General features: G+C 69.4%; 19 protein-coding genes. 7 read left to right on the forward strand and 12 right to left on the reverse strand.

The features are described 5' to 3' along the window. Positions 1 to 80: 80 nt before the first annotated feature. Entirely contained in the window at positions 81 to 383 is a 303-nt protein-coding gene (locus ETD86_RS05595; protein WP_138665011.1) for a hypothetical protein, read from the forward strand. On the opposite strand, the gene ETD86_RS05600 is transcribed toward ETD86_RS05595, so the two are convergent. The 3 genes from ETD86_RS05600 to ETD86_RS05610 all read right to left on the reverse strand — a co-directional run bounded on the left by ETD86_RS05600 (position 380) and on the right by ETD86_RS05610 (position 2,571). Continuing rightward, positions 380 to 1,339, reverse strand: coding sequence for a 2-hydroxyacid dehydrogenase (locus tag ETD86_RS05600; RefSeq protein WP_170222900.1), 960 nt, complete (start codon positions 1,337 to 1,339; stop codon positions 380 to 382). The two genes, ETD86_RS05595 and ETD86_RS05600, sit on opposite strands and share 4 nt — an antisense overlap. A gap of 123 nt (positions 1,340 to 1,462) precedes the next feature. Beyond that, entirely contained in the window at positions 1,463 to 2,059 is a 597-nt protein-coding gene (locus ETD86_RS05605; RefSeq protein WP_138665013.1) for a TetR/AcrR family transcriptional regulator, read from the reverse strand. After that, complete coding sequence (locus tag ETD86_RS05610; protein ID WP_138665014.1) at positions 2,056 to 2,571, reverse strand: GNAT family N-acetyltransferase; 516 nt, start codon at positions 2,569 to 2,571, stop codon at positions 2,056 to 2,058. Before ETD86_RS05610 ends, ETD86_RS05605 begins: the two co-directional genes overlap by 4 nt. 59 nt (positions 2,572 to 2,630) lie before the next feature. On the opposite strand from ETD86_RS05610, the gene ETD86_RS05615 reads away from it, so the two are divergent. The 4 genes from ETD86_RS05615 (at position 2,631) to ETD86_RS05630 (ending at position 6,095) form a co-directional block, all read left to right on the forward strand. Continuing rightward, complete coding sequence (locus ETD86_RS05615; protein WP_138665015.1) at positions 2,631 to 3,098, forward strand: winged helix-turn-helix transcriptional regulator; 468 nt, start codon at positions 2,631 to 2,633, stop codon at positions 3,096 to 3,098. A gap of 72 nt (positions 3,099 to 3,170) precedes the next feature. Next, positions 3,171 to 3,974 (forward strand): SURF1 family cytochrome oxidase biogenesis protein, encoded by an 804-nt coding sequence (locus ETD86_RS05620; protein WP_138665016.1) that lies wholly within the window; start codon positions 3,171 to 3,173, stop codon positions 3,972 to 3,974. 10 nt (positions 3,975 to 3,984) lie between these two features. Then, positions 3,985 to 4,728 carry a tyrosine-protein phosphatase gene (locus ETD86_RS05625; RefSeq protein WP_138665017.1) on the forward strand — a complete coding sequence of 248 codons (744 nt, stop codon included), beginning with the start codon at positions 3,985 to 3,987 and terminating at the stop codon, positions 4,726 to 4,728. Between the two features lie 170 nt (positions 4,729 to 4,898). Then, positions 4,899 to 6,095 (forward strand): amidohydrolase family protein, encoded by a 1,197-nt coding sequence (locus ETD86_RS05630; protein ID WP_138665018.1) that lies wholly within the window; start codon positions 4,899 to 4,901, stop codon positions 6,093 to 6,095. Here the strand turns inward: ETD86_RS05630 and ETD86_RS05635 are convergent. The 4 genes from ETD86_RS05635 to ETD86_RS05650 are packed head-to-tail and all read right to left on the reverse strand — an operon-like array spanning position 6,092 to position 9,601. Then, a complete protein-coding gene (locus tag ETD86_RS05635; protein WP_246147662.1) occupies positions 6,092 to 6,445 on the reverse strand; it encodes a YkvA family protein in 354 nt (117 codons plus the stop codon). The genes ETD86_RS05630 and ETD86_RS05635 overlap by 4 nt on opposite strands. Positions 6,446 to 6,488: 43 nt before the next feature. Next, positions 6,489 to 7,916, reverse strand: coding sequence for an amidase (locus ETD86_RS05640; RefSeq protein ID WP_211369851.1), 1,428 nt, complete (start codon positions 7,914 to 7,916; stop codon positions 6,489 to 6,491). A 3-nt stretch (positions 7,917 to 7,919) separates the two neighbouring features. After that, positions 7,920 to 8,879, reverse strand: coding sequence for an LLM class F420-dependent oxidoreductase (locus ETD86_RS05645; protein WP_138665019.1), 960 nt, complete (start codon positions 8,877 to 8,879; stop codon positions 7,920 to 7,922). A 53-nt stretch (positions 8,880 to 8,932) separates the two neighbouring features. Further along, complete coding sequence (locus tag ETD86_RS05650; protein ID WP_170222901.1) at positions 8,933 to 9,601, reverse strand: TetR/AcrR family transcriptional regulator; 669 nt, start codon at positions 9,599 to 9,601, stop codon at positions 8,933 to 8,935. Between the two features lie 273 nt (positions 9,602 to 9,874). On the opposite strand from ETD86_RS05650, the gene ETD86_RS05655 reads away from it, so the two are divergent. Continuing rightward, on the forward strand, positions 9,875 to 10,717 hold the full coding sequence (locus tag ETD86_RS05655) for a hypothetical protein (RefSeq protein WP_138665020.1): 843 nt from the start codon (positions 9,875 to 9,877) through the stop codon (positions 10,715 to 10,717). 50 nt (positions 10,718 to 10,767) lie between these two features. Here ETD86_RS05655 and ETD86_RS05660 read toward each other — a convergent pair whose 3' ends face one another. From ETD86_RS05660 to ETD86_RS05680, 5 genes are all read right to left on the reverse strand, one after another. Beyond that, positions 10,768 to 11,826 (reverse strand): aspartate-semialdehyde dehydrogenase, encoded by a 1,059-nt coding sequence (locus ETD86_RS05660; protein WP_138665021.1) that lies wholly within the window; start codon positions 11,824 to 11,826, stop codon positions 10,768 to 10,770. Beyond that, positions 11,823 to 13,106 carry an aspartate kinase gene (locus ETD86_RS05665; RefSeq protein WP_138665022.1) on the reverse strand — a complete coding sequence of 428 codons (1,284 nt, stop codon included), beginning with the start codon at positions 13,104 to 13,106 and terminating at the stop codon, positions 11,823 to 11,825. Before ETD86_RS05665 ends, ETD86_RS05660 begins: the two co-directional genes overlap by 4 nt. Positions 13,107 to 13,193: 87 nt before the next feature. Further along, complete coding sequence (locus tag ETD86_RS05670; RefSeq protein ID WP_138665023.1) at positions 13,194 to 13,724, reverse strand: DUF5063 domain-containing protein; 531 nt, start codon at positions 13,722 to 13,724, stop codon at positions 13,194 to 13,196. Further along, on the reverse strand, positions 13,717 to 14,316 hold the full coding sequence (recR, locus tag ETD86_RS05675; protein WP_127937720.1) for a recombination mediator RecR: 600 nt from the start codon (positions 14,314 to 14,316) through the stop codon (positions 13,717 to 13,719). The genes ETD86_RS05670 and recR overlap by 8 nt, the downstream gene beginning before the upstream one ends. Positions 14,317 to 14,318: 2 nt before the next feature. Further along, on the reverse strand, positions 14,319 to 14,669 hold the full coding sequence (locus ETD86_RS05680) for a YbaB/EbfC family nucleoid-associated protein (protein WP_127937722.1): 351 nt from the start codon (positions 14,667 to 14,669) through the stop codon (positions 14,319 to 14,321). A 409-nt stretch (positions 14,670 to 15,078) separates the two neighbouring features. Here ETD86_RS05680 and ETD86_RS05685 point away from each other — a divergent pair. After that, positions 15,079 to 15,851: GAF domain-containing protein (locus ETD86_RS05685; RefSeq protein ID WP_138665024.1), on the forward strand; the 773-nt coding region annotated here is incomplete at its 3' end.

The raw sequence follows: 15,851 nt of genomic DNA on the forward strand, positions 1-15,851 counted from the left end.
AGCCAAGCGTTCTGCAAGCGGCAGACAAGGGGGGCACGGTATCTCTAGGGATGCCAGCGCATCACCCGAGGAGTGGACCCATGCTGATTCCTTGCTTGGCTTGCGAGTCCCGGTTCGGGCCCGATGAGTACTTCAGCGCCTGCTCGGACTACAACCGCGGCATGGACCTGGTCTCCTGGACGTGCCCGCGCTGCGGGAACCGTGACGACCTGCGTGTGCTGCCCGGGGAGCTGGGGTTCGGCTACCCGTACCGGGGCAGGTTCGACGTGCACGCACGGGTCCGTGTGCCCGGCCTGCGCAGGCAGCGCGGCGATCTGCGGCTGGACATCTCACTCGACCGGGCGAGCTGGCGTGTGTCCACGCGGCTCCGGCAACCGGCCTAGATCGAGGCGGGCGTGGGGGCGGGCTCAGGGTCCTCGCCGCGCAGCAGCCGGGTGATGTCCTCCACCAATGCCTCCGCCAGCTCCTCCCTGGTCTCCCCGGTCGCCTCACCCAGGCGGGGCGTCAGCACCACGTTCGGCAGGCTGATCAGCGGATGCGACGGGTCGAGCCACTCCCCTTCGAAGTGGTCCAGCCCCGCGCCGCCCACCTGACCCCGGCGCAACGCGTCGACCAGCGCGGTCAGGTCGTGCAGCGCACCACGCGACGTGTTGAGGTAGATCGACCCAGGGCGCATCGCGCCGAACTCGGTGTACCCGAACAGGCCCCGGGTCTCGGCGGTGAGCGGCACGTGCAGCGACACGACGTCCGCCTCCGCCAGGAGCGCGGGCAGCGTGTGCGTGGCCTCGGGGACCTGCGGATCGCATACGATCACCCGCATTCCGAGACCCTCGCAGCGCCAGCGCATCGCCCTCCCGACCCGTCCCAGCCCGACGATGCCGAGCGTCCTGCCGGTGAGCCGGCGGCCCCGGTGGCGCTGCGCCGGCGGCACTTTGCCCTGGTACACGCGACCCCGGCGTACTTCTCTGTCGGCTGTCACGATGTGCCTGCTGACCGCGAACATCAGCGCCAGGGTCAATTCGGCGACCGCGTCGGGGTCGCGGTCCCGGGCGTGCAGCACGTTGACGCCGCGCTGGGCGGCCAGGGCCAGGTCGACGCTCGTCGGCGGGCCCATGACGGCCACGACGTCCAGGTGCAGGCCGAGGACCGACGTGCGGACCTGGTCCCCGTCGGTGACGAGCACTGTCGCGCCGGTCTCCACGACCAGGTCGGCCAGTTGCTCATCGGTGAAACCGAGGCTCGGGCGGCTGGGAACCTCGATCAGATCGGTCACCTCGCCCAGGCGGGCGAGCGCGCGCTCCGGCAAGGCGGGCAGTACCAGCGCCCGAGGTCGTCTCACATTGAGGACAATAACACCACAGAATGTACTCGGATCGTCGCTCCCCGCACCGGCCCACCCGTCCCGCTCGGTACGGCCGTCGTCACCCGGAGCGCTCCACGGCGTCGCCCGCATGGGCCGAGGTCACTCCGGGCGCTGGCAGAGGCTGTGCCAGGCGGCCTCCCCCAACCCCTTGATCTCCTCTTCCGTAGGCGTGTGCGCACCGGCGAACCAGAGCCGGCACATCTCCTGTGCGGGCCCCAGCCACAACACGTAACACATGGTCGGATGCACGGGCTGGAGCAGGCCGTTCTTCATGTGCGGCCGCCACCAGTCGGAGACCTGGCGGAAGAACGCCCGCCGCTGCTCGGCCACCTCGGCGCCGCCCGGTTCGTGCTTGCGCGGCGGCCGCTCGCTGATCAGCAGCCGGGCTCGCTCGGGGTGCTCCCCTGCCCACCGCATGTGGAAGGCCACGACGGCCTCGATGCCGGCGCGCGCCTCCTCATGGCTGACGAGCTCGGCGAGGAAGGCGGACTGGTAGGCGGTGAGGATCTCGCCGTACAGCACGCCGAAAACGTGTTCTTTGCTGGCGAAGTGGTGGTAGAAGCTGCCGACGCTGACGCCGCTCTCCTCGCGGAGGCTGGCCAGCGTGGTGGCCGACACCCCGTCCTGGCTGAAGCGGCGGAGGGCGCCCTCGATGATGCGGGTCCGGCCGTCGCGTCCGTTCTTGACACTCTTCACACTGTCAATGGTGTGGCACCAGAACCTTGTTCCGCAAATAACGCGGCCTGATCGATCATAGCGGTCACCTCAACCGACCCGGAAGTGACCTTCATTTCGGCCTCCGGCCACATCCTCCGGATGAGCCTCAGCACCCGCCGGTTCTCCCCCATGACGTCCATGCCCACGGTGCGAGCACCGCGTACCGCGGCCCTGAGCAGCAGTGTCTGGATCAGTCGTGGCCCGAGCCCGAAGCCCTGCCACCGATCCGTCACCACCACCGCGATCTCCACATCGGCGCAGTCGCCCTTGTAGCTCATGGCGTGGCCGATGATCTCACCCCCGTCGATGGTCGCCACCAGAGCGTCCCTGCGGTCGTCAAGCGCGATCAGCCTGCGCACGAGACCGGCGGCCGGCGTGGTGATGCCGGTGAAGAACCGCAGCGTCTGGGTGTGCAGCGACAGCCCCGCCAGGAAGCGTCTGATCCGTTCCTCGTCCTCTGGACGGGCCGGGCGGATCTGAGTTCCATGCATAGACTCAGCCTGCCCGTTCGCACCTGAGTCTGTCAATCGAACTCAGATATACTGCAAAGATGAACGTTCCCTTCCGGGTGGACAACTGCTCGATCGAGCGCACCCTGGACATCGTCGGGGAGAAGTGGACCTTCCTCGTGCTGCGCGAGGCGTTCAGCGGCGTGCGGAGATTCGCCGACATGCAGGCGATCACCGGAGCTCCCCGCCAAGTGCTCAGCGCGCGCCTGGCTCGCCTGGTGGACGAGGGCCTGCTGCGCAAGGAGCCCTACCGCGAGCCGGGGCAGCGGCAACGCGACGAATACCGGCTCACCGAGAAGGGCCGCGACCTCTATCCGCTGCTGGTCGCGCTCATGCACTGGGGCGACAAATACCTGGCCGACGAGGACGGCCCGCCCGTGCTGCTCACGCACCGCGACTGCGGCGCCCCCATCGAGCAGCACTTCCGCTGCACCGAGGGCCACGAGGTGGCGGGACCACGCGAGGTGGCCCCGGTGCCCGGGGCCGGGGCGGAGCTCAGGAGCGCCTGAGCGGCGAGCCTGGGGCGGAGAGCGGGTGAGGCGCGTACGGGGGCACCGGCGCCGGTGCCTACCCTTGAAAGCGTGTACCGGTTCCTTCTGACGCCCCGATGGCTGGCGCTGCACGTGGTGGTGCTGCTGGTCATCCCCGCCTTCGTGTTCCTCGGGTGGTGGCAGTTCGGGCGTTTCGAGGAGCGGTCCGCCAACAGCGAGCGGGTCACCGCCAACATCGAGGCCGCCCCGGTGCCGCTGGAGCGGCTCGCGGTGCCCGGGCAGCAGGTCAGGGAGGCCGACCGGTTCAGGTCCGTGACAGTCGCCGGCACGTACGACCCGTCCCACGCCCTCGTCGTACGCCGCCGCCCCCAGGAAGGCCACAACGGCTTCTACGTCCTGACCCCGCTCGTCACGGGAAACGGCACGGCCGTCCTCGTGAACCGGGGCTGGGTCCCGGCCGGCGCGACCGCCGACACCCCGCCCGACGTGCCGCCTCCGCCCACCGGCCAGGTAAGTGTCACCGGGCGGCTACGGCTCAGCGAGACCGAGGAGTCCAGCGGCATCCGCGATCTCCCCGGGCTGCCGACCGGCCAGGTGCTGCTGATCAACGCCGACAAGATCGGGAAAGGCCTGCCGTACCGGCTGGTGGGCGGGTATGTGGAGCTGACCGCCCAGCAACCCGCCACCTCACCGGCGCCCGCGCCAGTGCCCGAGCCCGACGTGGGCTCAGGGGGCGGGCTCAACCTGGCGTACGGAGTGCAGTGGTGGTTGTTCATCGGGATCGCGATCGGCGGCTGGATCCTGCTCATCCGGCGCGAGCTGGCCGAACGCCGGGCCAAGGAGCAGTCCGGCGAGGCGGCCGTGACCCAGGAGGCGGGAACGCCTGCCACGTAAGGTAGTGGGGGTGATCCGCCACATTGAATTTAGCAATCTGTGCAATTTCCGTGACGTGGGTGGATATGCCACCAGAGACGGCCGCACCGTCCAGTGGCAGCGGCTCTACCGTGCCGACTCACTCGGCTGGCTGGCCGGTGACGATCTGACGGCCTTCCGCGCGCTGCGCGTGCGTACCGTCATCGACCTGCGGCACTCGTTCGAGGTCGACAAGGCCGGGCGAGTGCCCGAAACCGAGGGGCAGAGCTACCACAACCTGCCCATTGAGGGCCGCCGCTGGGACACAGCCGTCTACCACGAGGGGATCGGGGTCCCCCGATATCTCGCCGACCGTTACCTCGAGGTGACCGAGGACGGCGTCGAGAATCTCAGGACGGCCCTGGAGACGATAGCGAGCGCGGACAACGCCCCCGTGGTCATCCATTGCGCGGCGGGCAAGGACCGCACCGGCATCCTGGCCGCGCTGGTCCTGTCGCTGGCCGGCGTGGACGAGGACGACATCGTGGCGGACTACGCGCTCACCGGCCTGGCCACCGAACGTTTCATCGCCGACTGGCAACGACGGCATCCCGGCGAGCCGCTGTGGCCGGGATTCGGGCTGGCGCCCGCCGAGACCATGAGCTTGTTCCTGACCGACCTGGCGGCCCGGCACGGCTCGGTGGAGGAATATGTCACCCGGGTGCTCCAGGTCTCCCCCGCCACAATCGGCGAGCTACGCGAGCATCTGCTGACTGAAGGAACGTCGGAGGGGTAGAGGGTGCCGCGGGGTTCGCATGAGCAGCATCCTCATCTCAGCGGACCCTCAAACGCCCGGGATCGTCCGCATCCCCCTCCCGACGATCCCGGGTGCCAAACCCCGCTCGGAGACCCAACGGATACGTCGCAGCTTGTTCGACGTTATCCGCTCGTCGTACGGTTACCTGCGTGACTACGCCGCTGCTTCCCGACCCTGACCCGAGGCGGCGCGACTATGTGATCATCTCCGCCGACGATCACCTGATCGAGCCTCCCGACCTCTTCGAGAGCAGGCTGCCGGAGAAATATGCCGAGGTCGCGCCCAAGGTCGTGGAGACGGAGGCGGGTCACCAGGTCTGGCGCTACAGCGGGGCCACCTACCCGTGCGCCGGCATCGACGTCGGCGCCGGGCTGCCCCGCGAGCAGTGGACGCTGGACCCGGTGCGGTTCGAGCACATGCGTCCGGGCTGCCACGACATCGAGGCCCGCATCAAGGACATGGACGTGGCGGGCATCTGGGCGGCGTTGTGCTTCCCCGGCATGCTGGCCGGGCAGGCGGGCATGCCGTTCGCCAGGACCCGCGACCAGGAGCTGGGCCTCGCGCTCGTCAGGGCGTGGAACGACTGGCACATCGACGTCTGGGCGGGCACATACCCCGAGCGGATCATCGGCCTGCAACTGCCGTGGCTGCCCGATCCCGACATGGCGGCCAAGGAGATCCGGGCCAACGCGGCGCGGGGTTTCAAGGCAGTCGTGTTCCCCGAGTTCCCGACCCGGCTGCGGTTGCCGTCGATCCACACCGGCCACTGGGACCCGTTCTTCGCCGCCTGCGAGGAGACCGGCACCGTCGTGTGCCTGCACACCGGCGACTCGTCCTGGTCCCCCGTGCCCTCGCCGGACACACCCATCGAGGCGATCACCACGCTGATGCCCACCAGCGCCATGTTCGCCTGCGCCGACTGGCTCTGGTCGGGCGTGCCGCTGCGCTTCCCCTCGCTGCGCATCCTCATCGTCGAGGGCGGCGTGGGCTGGCTGCCGATGCTGGCCGAGCGCGCCGACTACGCCCTCGACCACCCGGTGGCCGGCGAGGCGGCCTGGGACGGCGGGCTCAAGCCCAGCGAGGTGCTGCGCCGCAACTTCTTCTTCGGGACGCTCGACGACCACGCGCTGTCCGGGGTGCGCCTGGCGGTCGGCCTCGACCACGTGCTGCAGGAGAGCGGCTACCCGCATTCCGACTCGACCTGGCCCGACACGCAGACGTCCGTGGCCCGCAACCTCGGCTCGCTCCCGCCCGCCGACATCGCCAGGGTCGCGTACGGCAATGCCGCCCGCCTGTTCGGGCACCCGCTGCCGTCCCGCGCCTGGTTGCGGATGGAGGAGATCTAGCCTTCCTGCTCGGTGAGCCGGCCCTGGATGACGCGGCGCTCGTGCTCGACGTAACGCCCGCTCTCGCCGAGCAGCGAGGCCAGCAGCCACAGGAACACGCCGAAGTCGTCGGCGACGCCGATCACCAAGAGGAACTCGGGCAGGACGTCGATCGGGGACAGGATGTAGACCACGCCGAGTCCGAGCAGCGCGAGCTTGCTCTTGCCCATGCCCGCGTACTGCCCGCGCATCACGGCGCCGACCATGCGCGGGATGGCCCGCACCCTGGTCATCAGCCCTGGCGACCCAGGCTTGGTCACCTCGCGGTACGTCCGCCACGCCGCCGCTGCCCGTGCTGACTTCGCCATCATGTCGAACCCCCTACCCCCGCCTTTTCACGACATAACGTGTCGCTCAGGCGAGAGGTTCCATCGCAGGATGCTCGAATGGCCTGACCTGCTCGATCTGCGCCGCCACCCTGATCAGCAGGTCCTCCCTGCCGGTCGCCGCCACGAGCTGCACGCCCACCGGCAGGCCCGCCGCGGTCCTGTGCAGCGGCAACGAGATGGCGGGCTGGCCGGTCGCGTTGACCGGCGAGGTGTACGACACGGCGTGCCCGGTCCTGCCGAAGGCGAGGCTCAGGTCATCGGGCGTGATCCAGCCCAGCGGGAACGGCGCGACGCCGAGCGACGGCATCAGCAACAGGTCGTGACCCGCCTGCCACCACCCGGCCATGCGGCGCCGGAAGGCGTCCATCCACTGTGTGGCCTGGATGTGCTGGGCCGCGCTGTGCGTGCGCGCGACGCTCACCATGGCCGCGTTCCGCGGCTCCAGTTCCTCCAGGTCAACCGGCTTGCCGCGGAGCTCGCCCAGGCTCGCGACCTGGGCGGCCAGGTTGTTGGCCACGATCGCGCCGAAGTGAAGGGGAAAGTCCCGGTCGCCGAGCGCGTCCGGGCCGCCCGGCGCCACGTCGTGGCCGAGCGACTCCAGCAGCGCCGCCGCCCCGGTGACGGCCTCGGCCAGCTCGGGCACCTCGGGCACGTCGCCTCTCGGGTGCGTGGTGACGTACCCGATCCGCAGCCGGCCCGGTTCGCTGCCGACCTCGGCGGCCAGCGGCCCCGGCAGGGCGGGCGCGTCGTACGGGTCGCCGGGGTGGAAGCCGGACACGACGTCGAGCGCCGCGGCGGTGTCGCGTACGGTCCTGGTGACGAACCCCGGGCACGAGAAGCCGCTCCAGCCCTCCCCCAGGGCCGGCCCCAGGCTCACCCGCCCGCGCGACGGCTTGAGCCCCACCAGCCCGCACAGGGACGCGGGGACGCGGATCGACCCGCCACCGTCGCTGGCCGTCGCCAGCGCGACCATCCCCGCCGCCACCGCGGCGGCCGAGCCGCCGCTGGACCCGCCCGCCGAGTACGCCGGATCGTACGGGTTCCGCGTCGGGCCGAACTCCACCGGCTCCGTGGTGATCGTGCTGCCGAACTCGGGCGTGTTCGTCCGCCCCAGCACCACGAACCCGGCCTCCCGCAGCCGCGTGACCCCATAGCCGTCCTCGGCGACGTCGACCCCATCGCGCACGTTCGACCCCGCGGCATAGGGCTCGCCGGCCTGCCGCCACCCGAGGTCCTTCAGCAGGATCGGCACCCCGGCGAACGGCGCGTCCGCCGGTATGGAGCCGATCTCGGCCAGCGCGCGCTCGAAGCGCCGGAAGACGACCGCGTTGAGCTCGCCGTCGCGGGCCTCGATGGCGGCGATCGCGGCCTCGGCCAGCTCCCGCGCCGAGACCTGACCGTTCTTGACCGCCAATGCCTGACCGACCGCGTCCAGCCTCAGTACGTCACGCATCTGCTACTCCTTCGGGGCGAGGTCCCGTACGGCCTGCTCGATGGGGATCTCCCCGCCCGGGATGGGGGCGAGGACAGGGGTGTCGAGGCCGTTGTCCACGTACTGCTGGATCCTGGCCCGGCAGGTGGCCGCGTCGCCGTGCACGATCAGCGCGTCCACCACGTCGTCGGGGATGGCCTTGAGCGCCGCCTGACGGTCGCCGGCCGCCCACGCCTCGTGCATGGGCCGCAGCACCTCGCCCCGGCCCAGCCAGTCGTGGAACGCGGCGTACACCGGGACGGTCAGGTAGCCGGCGAGCATCCATCTGGCCATCTCGCGCACCTTGTCGGTGTCCTCGCTCACGCACACGAACAGGCGGGCGATCAGCTCGGTGTCCGGGCCGATCTCGGCGCGTACCCGGCGCACGTCCTCGGGGGAGAGCCAGTTCGTGATCGCGCCGTCGGCCTCCTCGGCGGCCAGGCGCAACATCCGGGGGCGCAGCGCGGCCAGCACGATCTTCGGCGGGATCTTCGGGGCGCGCTCCAGCTTGAACCCCTTGATCTCGAACGTCTCGTACGCCTCCGAGACCTTCTCCCCGGCCAGCGCCTTCTTCAGGAACCGCAGGGTGTCACGGGTACGCGCGTACGGCTTGGTGAACTCGCCGGCGTTCCAGCGCTCGACGATCGCCGGCGAGGACGCGCCGATGCCCAGCACGAACCGTCCGGGCGCCAGGTCGGCCAGCGTGGCCGCGGACATGGCCAGCAGCCCGGGGCCGCGTGTGGAGACGGGCACGATGGCGCTGCCCAGCCTGATCCCCGGCGCCCACTGGGTGGCCAGGGCCAGCGGCGTGAACCCGTCGGCGCCGTTGACCTCGGCCGACCACGCGTCGGTGTAGCCGAGCCCCGGCAGCTCGGCGATGAGTTCCTGGGACCTCGACAGGGAGCGGTCGTAGAAGGGGATCGTCATGCCCCAGTTCTGCGTCATTCACGGCCTCCAGATCTTTAAGGCCGACCATACCAACCGCTCGGTATGTACCCCTATGCCCGCAACTCGTGGACGGCCGCGATGAAGTCCTTCGTGATCCCCCGCAGGCCCGGCAGATGCGACAACCCGACCAGCCGGTCCACCAGCGGCACCGTGACCTCGATCAGCCGGTACGTCCGCGCGCAGCCCGGCGAGGTGTCATGCACCCAGAACAGGACCATGCCCATGGACATCAGCCACAACAACTCGGGCAGCTCCTCGCGGAGCTCGGCGTTCATGCGGTCGCGCGATCCCTCCACGACCTGGCGGTAGATGGCGATGGAGGCCTCGCGGGCCGGGGACGACTGCTTGCTGAAGGGGCTCAGCGGGTTCGTGGGCTCGGCGGCGTGCTTGAAGAACTTCACGGCGAACTCGTGGTAGGGCTCGGAGACGCGTACCCACTCGCACATCACCCCGCTCAGCCGCGCCGCGAACGACGTCTCGGTGGCCAGGAACTCCCTGCAGGCCTCCTCGTGCTCGGCCTGGGCGCGGTCGTAGTACGCCTGGATCAACGCCTCCTTGCTGTCGAAGTAGTAGTAGGCGTTACCCACGGAAACCCCGGCCTCGGCGGCGATGGCGCGCATCGTCGTCGCGTCGAAGCCGCGCTCCCTGAACAGTCGCAAGGCCGTCTCGACGATGACCTCTCGGGTGCTCTCCGATCCTCGGTTTCGGGCTTCGGACACGTTCGTCACTTTACGTGGTGAAACTCGGTTAAGTCATGAAGGCGCACGGTGATCGCCGCCACAAGGCAAAGTTGCGTCCGCGGCAGGAGTTATCTCCTGTGAATGGTGGGATTGTCGTTTGTGGCGGAAGGGCTATTTCCGCGAAAAGGCATCGACATGTGGATACGTGGACCAGTGCGGCTGACCGTAGTCGCGCTCCTCGGCATAGAGATCACCATAATCGCGCTGGCCTCGGCCGCCTCTGCGGCCACCCTCCCCGAAGGGAGCCCAGCGATGAGCGGCCCATACGAGGCCGAACACCACCACGGGCCGCCGCAGCCCGGGAACGCCGCCATGATGGGGGCGGTCTCGGGCGAGACGGCCCCGCGAACGGCTGGGACCTGGATGCTCCAGGGCCCCACGACGGCGACGGATCGTCTCCAGACCCTCGATGAATGGCCGCCGATGTACGACGACGAGCTCGCGTGGTGGCCCATGGAGGACATGAGGGACGCTCAGGAGAGCCAGGAACGGCCTTCTGTGGCCCAGGAACGCCCTGAGGCGCCCTCGGCCCAGAAGGAGCCGCAGCGGCGCTCTCAGACCAGTACGGCGGCGCACACGAAGAAGAAGACCGTGCGCAGCCCCGTACGCACCGGCGTGGTGCGCATGCCGGTGGCCCGCCTGCACGTCGCCCGCAAGCACGCGCGCGTCAACCTGAACCGCGCCATGCCCAGGCACGCGGCCGTGCGGATGTCCCACTCCACCGCGACCGGCTGGCTGAAGAGCGCGGGCCTGCGCACGAAGTCCACCGGCAACTGCACCAGCAAGCACATGCGCCACTGCACGTCGCTCGACGAGGTGCGGACCGGCACGATCATCCGCGCCATCGAGCTGAAGCAGCAGAGCCGCTGCCCCATCCTGGTCACGGGCGGCACGGAGCACGGCCACGCGCCGGGCCACTTCAGCCACGGCAACGGCTACAAGCTGGACATCAGCCCCAACGCCTGCATCGACCGCTACATCACCAAGCACCACGAGAAGGCGGGGGTCCGCAGCGACGGCGCCCGGCTCTACCGCTCCGCCTCAGGCACGACGTTCGCTGACGAGGGCGACCACTGGGACATCCTCTTCCGGTGACAGGACCAGTGGACGCCGCACAAAAACGCACGGCGCCCACCACCTGAGGACTACAGCTCGGTCGCGACCAGCTCGGCGATCTCCGCCGCGTTGAGCGCCGCGCCCTTGCGCAGGTTGTCACCGCACACGAACAGGTCGAGCGTGTTGGGGAAGTCGATCGCCTGACGGATGCGTCCCACGTAGGTCGGGTCGGTGCCCACCACGTCGAGAGGCGTCGGGTAGAGCCCGTTCGCCGGGTCGTCCATGAGGACCACCGTCGGCGCCGCCTCCAGCACCCGGTGCGCGTCGGCGACCGTGATCTCGCGCTCGAAGCGCGCGTGCACGGCCAGCGAGTGCGTCGTGACCACCGGCACGCGTACGCAGGTCGCGGAGACCTTCAGGTCCGGGATGCCAAGGATCTTGCGCGACTCGTTGCGGAGCTTGAGCTCCTCGGACGCCCAGCCGCCGTCCTTGAGCGAGCCGGCCCACGGCACCACGTTGAACGCGATCGGCGCGGGGAACGGCGACTCCTCGGGCAGCTTGTTGGCGAGCACCTTGCGTACGTCGCCGGCCGCCTGACCGATCGTGCGGTCGCCCGCCAGCGCCTCGACCTCGTCGTAGAGCCGGGCCGAACCCGCCACGCCGGCGCCCGACACCGCCTGGTAGGACGCGACGACCAGCTCCGTGAGCACGTATTCGGCGTGCAGCGCGCCCATGGCCGTCATCATCGACAGCGTGGTGCAGTTGGGCGTGGAGATGATGTTGCGTGGCCGGTTGCGCGCGTCGAGCGGGTTGACCTCGGGCACGACCAGCGGCACCTCGGGCTCCATCCGGAACGTGCCGGACTTGTCGATCGCGATCGCGCCGCGCTCGGCCGCGATCGGCACCCACACGGCCGACACCTCGTCCGGCACGTCGAAGATGGCGATGTCGATGCCGTCGAACACCTCGGGCGCCAGGGCCTGCACGACGACGTCCTCGCCGCGCACCTGAAGCACCTTGCCCGCCGAGCGGGGCGAGGCGACGAGACGGACCTCGCCCCAGATGTCCTCACGCGTCGACACGATGTCCCGCATGACGGAGCCTACGGCTCCGGTAGCCCCGATCAGGGCGAGATTAGGCCTGCTCATCGTCCTGAACCTCCATACACCACAGCTTCGACCTGGTCGGCGTCGAGATCGAAGGCGCGGTGCGCGGCCGCCACGGCCGTGTCGATCGCGTCCTGCCCGACGATCACAGAGATGCGGATCTCCGAGGTGGAGATCATCTCGATGTTGACCCCCGCGTCGGCGAGGGCCGCGAAGAACGTCGCCGTGACGCCGGGGTGCGAGCGCATGCCCGCGCCGATCAGCGACACCTTCCCGATCTGGTCGTCGAAGAGCAGCGACTCGTAACCGATCTGGGCCTGGATCTTCTTCAGCGCCGTCAGCGCCGTCTGCGCGTCGGCCGTGGGCAGCGTGAAGGAGATGTCCGTGCGGCCGGTGGCCGCGGCCGAGACGTTCTGCACGATCATGTCAATGTTGATCTCGGCGTCGGCCAGCGTTTTGAAGATCGAGGCAGCCTCGCCGACCTTGTCGGGGACCCCGACAACAGTGATCTTGGCCTCGCTCCGGTCGTGTGCGACGCCGGAGATGATCGGCTGCTCCATCTCGGTTCCTTCGCTGTCTTCGGTGTATGGGTCGGCGACGACCCAGGTGCCTTCCTTGGTGCTGAACGAGCTGCGTACGTGGATCGGCAGGCTGAACCGGCGCGCGTACTCCACGCAGCGGAGATGCAGGATCTTGGAGCCGCAGGCCGCCATCTCCATCATCTCGTCATAAGAGATCCTGGGGATCTTGCGGGCCGCCGGCACGATGCGCGGGTCGGTGGTGAAGATGCCGTCCACGTCGGTGTAGATCTCGCACACGTCGGCCTCGAGGGCCGCCGCCAGCGCCACCGCCGTGGTGTCGGATCCCCCGCGGCCGAGCGTCGTGATGTCCTTGGTGTCCTGCGAGACACCCTGGAACCCGGCCACGATCGCGATGTGGCCCTGGTCGATCGCCTCCTGGATGCGGCTGGGCGTCACGTCGATGATGCGCGCCTTGCCGTGGGTGGAGTTGGTGATCACACCTGCCTGCGAGCCGGTGAACGAGCGGGCCTCGTGGCCGAGGTTGGCGATCGCCATCGCCAGCAGCGCCATCGAGATGCGCTCGCCCGAGGTCAGCAGCATGTCGAGCTCGCGGCCCGGAGGCAGCGGCGACACCTGCTCGGCCAGGTCGAGCAGCTCGTCCGTCGTGTCGCCCATGGCGGAGACGATCACGGCCACGTCGTTGCCGGCTTTTTTCGTCGCGACGATCCGCTGCGCGACCCGCTTGATGCAGGACGCGTCGGCGACGGACGAACCACCGTACTTTTGCACAACGAGCGCCACGAGAGTCTCCCGGTTTGGACTGTGAGCTGCCAGTCTACTGGGGGCCTCTCATGCGCCTGATGGTTCATACCACCATGTGGACGATCATCAGACGGTGGTGGCCTCCTCCGCCACGTCGAGGCGCGAGTGTGCGGCTAGGGCCTGCAGTGCCCGCATCGCGGCGCCCGCGTGGTTGCCCCAGGTGTTGAAGTATGAGTACTGCCACCACCACAGCGCCTCGTGGGGCCGGCCGGCGTGATAGTGGCGCAGGCCGTGGATCAGGTCGGCGGCGACCGCGGTCAGGTCGTCGGACAGCCGGTAGGGCGTGACGGCGGTGTCCTTGTACGGGTCGAACACCTCCGCGTAGTCGTCGACGGGCCCGAGCCGCTCGGCCAGCGCCGTGCGCACGCCATCGATGTCCGGGTCCTCGCTCATCGCCGGCTCGTAGTTGCCCGCGAGGATCACGTCCCGGTGCGCGCCGAGCTTGGCGCCGGCCAGGCTCACCTGCGCGACCTCGACCAGCAGCAACGACCAGATGGCGTCGCCGCCCTCGCCGCCGGCCACCCTGGTCAGGCCGTCCACGTAGTCCTGCGCGTGCACGGAGATCTCTTCCGCCAGCGCGCTCCACTGGTCAGACATCCAGCAGCCTCCGTCCTTCGAACGCGCGGCCCAAGGTCACCTCGTCGGCGTACTCGAGGTCACCGCCAACAGGCAGACCGCTGGCCAGTCGTGTCACTTTGATGCCCATCGGCTTGACCAGACGGGCGAGGTAGGTAGCCGTCGCCTCACCCTCGAGATTGGGGTCCGTGGCGAGGATGAGCTCGGTGACCCGGCCGTCGGCCAGGCGCGTCATGAGCTCGCGAATGCGCAGATCGTCGGGGCCGATGCCGTCGATCGGGCTGATCGCGCCCCCGAGCACGTGGTAGGTGCCGCGGAACTCGCGGGTCTTCTCGATCGCCACGACGTCCTTCGGCTCCTCGACCACGCAGATCACATGCGTGTCGCGGCGGGTATCGCGGCAGATGCGGCACTCCTCCTCGGAGGCCACGTTCCCGCACACCCGGCAGAAGCGGACCTTCTCCTTGACTTCCAGCAAGGCGTGCGCCAACCGCTTGACGTCGGCTGGATCGGCCGCCAGCAGGTGGAACGCGATCCGCTGCGCGCTCTTGGGACCGACGCCGGGCAGCAGGCCGAGCTCGTCGATCAGATTCTGGACGACCCCTTCGTACATGCCTAGAACCCTGGCAACTGTCCGAGGCCGCCGCCACCCAGCCCCTGAGCCAGCGGGCCGAGTTTCTCCTGCTGGAGGTCGGCGGCCGCGCGTACGGCATCGCGGACGGCCGCGATCACCAGGTCGGCGATCGTGTCCGCGGTGTCCTGCGGATCGCCGGCGTCGATCACGCTCGGGTCGATCTTGAGCTCGAGCAGCTCACCCGAGCCGTTGACGACGGCCGTGACCAGGCCGCCGCCTGACGAGCCCTCGATCTGCGCGTCGTTGAGCTCCTGCTGGGCGCTCACAAGCTGCTGCTGCATGAGCTGTGCCTGCTCCAGCAGCTGCTGCAGGTTGACATCCCCTGGGTTCACCGTCGTGCGCTCCTCGTGGCTCCGCGTTCTTGACTGCCACGAGCCTACGGTGTTTGGGCCGCGACATGCACTGGGGACGTCCCCATGTTTCGTCACCGGCCTCCCATTCGGCGCCTGATGCGCCGCGTGGGACAGGTGGTTCGCGCCTTGAGCTCAGGCGGGGGCGGCGTTTCTTCGCTTCGCGGCCTGCTGTTGTTCTGGCCGGATCCCGGCCCCCCCTCCAGTGTCCGAGACCCGGCCATCACGCCGGCGGAGCGGCCGCACCACGCCGACGCGTCGGGAGTGCACGTTAGTCAGGGCAACGTTGCACACAGGTTGCGTTCATTCAAGCACTCTCTGCACTCACTAGAACCGGTTGCAAAGATTGACGGTAAGGCGGATGCTACTAGTTGACTACTTGGAGTGACCGATGAGTTACGCCCATCTCGACGCGTATTCCCGCCTACTACGCGGAGCGTACGAAGCCGCGGTGACCAACCAGGACTGGCCGGTGGCACCTCGCCGCCTGATCGAGGCATCCTGGCATCGCTCGCTCGCCGCGGGGATCGACCCGGAGAACACAAGAGCGCCTCTGGTCTTCGATCTGGACTACATCGACGACATCCGCGAGGCCCATCCCCTTCAGCCCCTACTGCCCCTCATCTCGCAGACACTTGCCGGCCTGGCCGACGAGATCGGCCACGTCATGATCGTCACAGATGCCCACGGCCGGGTGCTGTGGCGCGAGGGCGGCAGCAGCGTCCTGCGCCGAGCAGACCAGATCGGCCTGGCCGACGGCCATCAGTGGGGGGAACGCAACGTCGGCACCAACGGCATCGGCACCGCGCTCGCGACGGGCCGCCCGATGCACGTCTACTCGGAGGAGCACCTGATGCGGGTGCTGCACGTCTGGTCGTGCAGCGCCGCGCCGGTCACCGATCCGGACACCGGCAGGGTCATCGGCTGCGTCGACATCAGCGGCACCGCCCGCACCCTGCACCCCGCCACCGTCGCCCTGGTCGGGGCCGCGGCCAAGCTCGCCGAGAGCGAGCTCGCCCTGCGCATGCACGAACGCGACGAGCGGCTGCGCCGCCGCTACGAATCCCTGCGCGGCCGGCCCGGCATCCTGCTCTCCCCGACCGGCCGCGTCATCTCCGGCGACCCGGCCGGCCGGCTCGGAGAACGTGTTCCACTCCTGGACGG

The sequence above is a fragment of the Nonomuraea turkmeniaca genome (assembly GCF_005889735.1).
GTDB lineage: Bacteria > Actinomycetota > Actinomycetes > Streptosporangiales > Streptosporangiaceae > Nonomuraea > Nonomuraea turkmeniaca.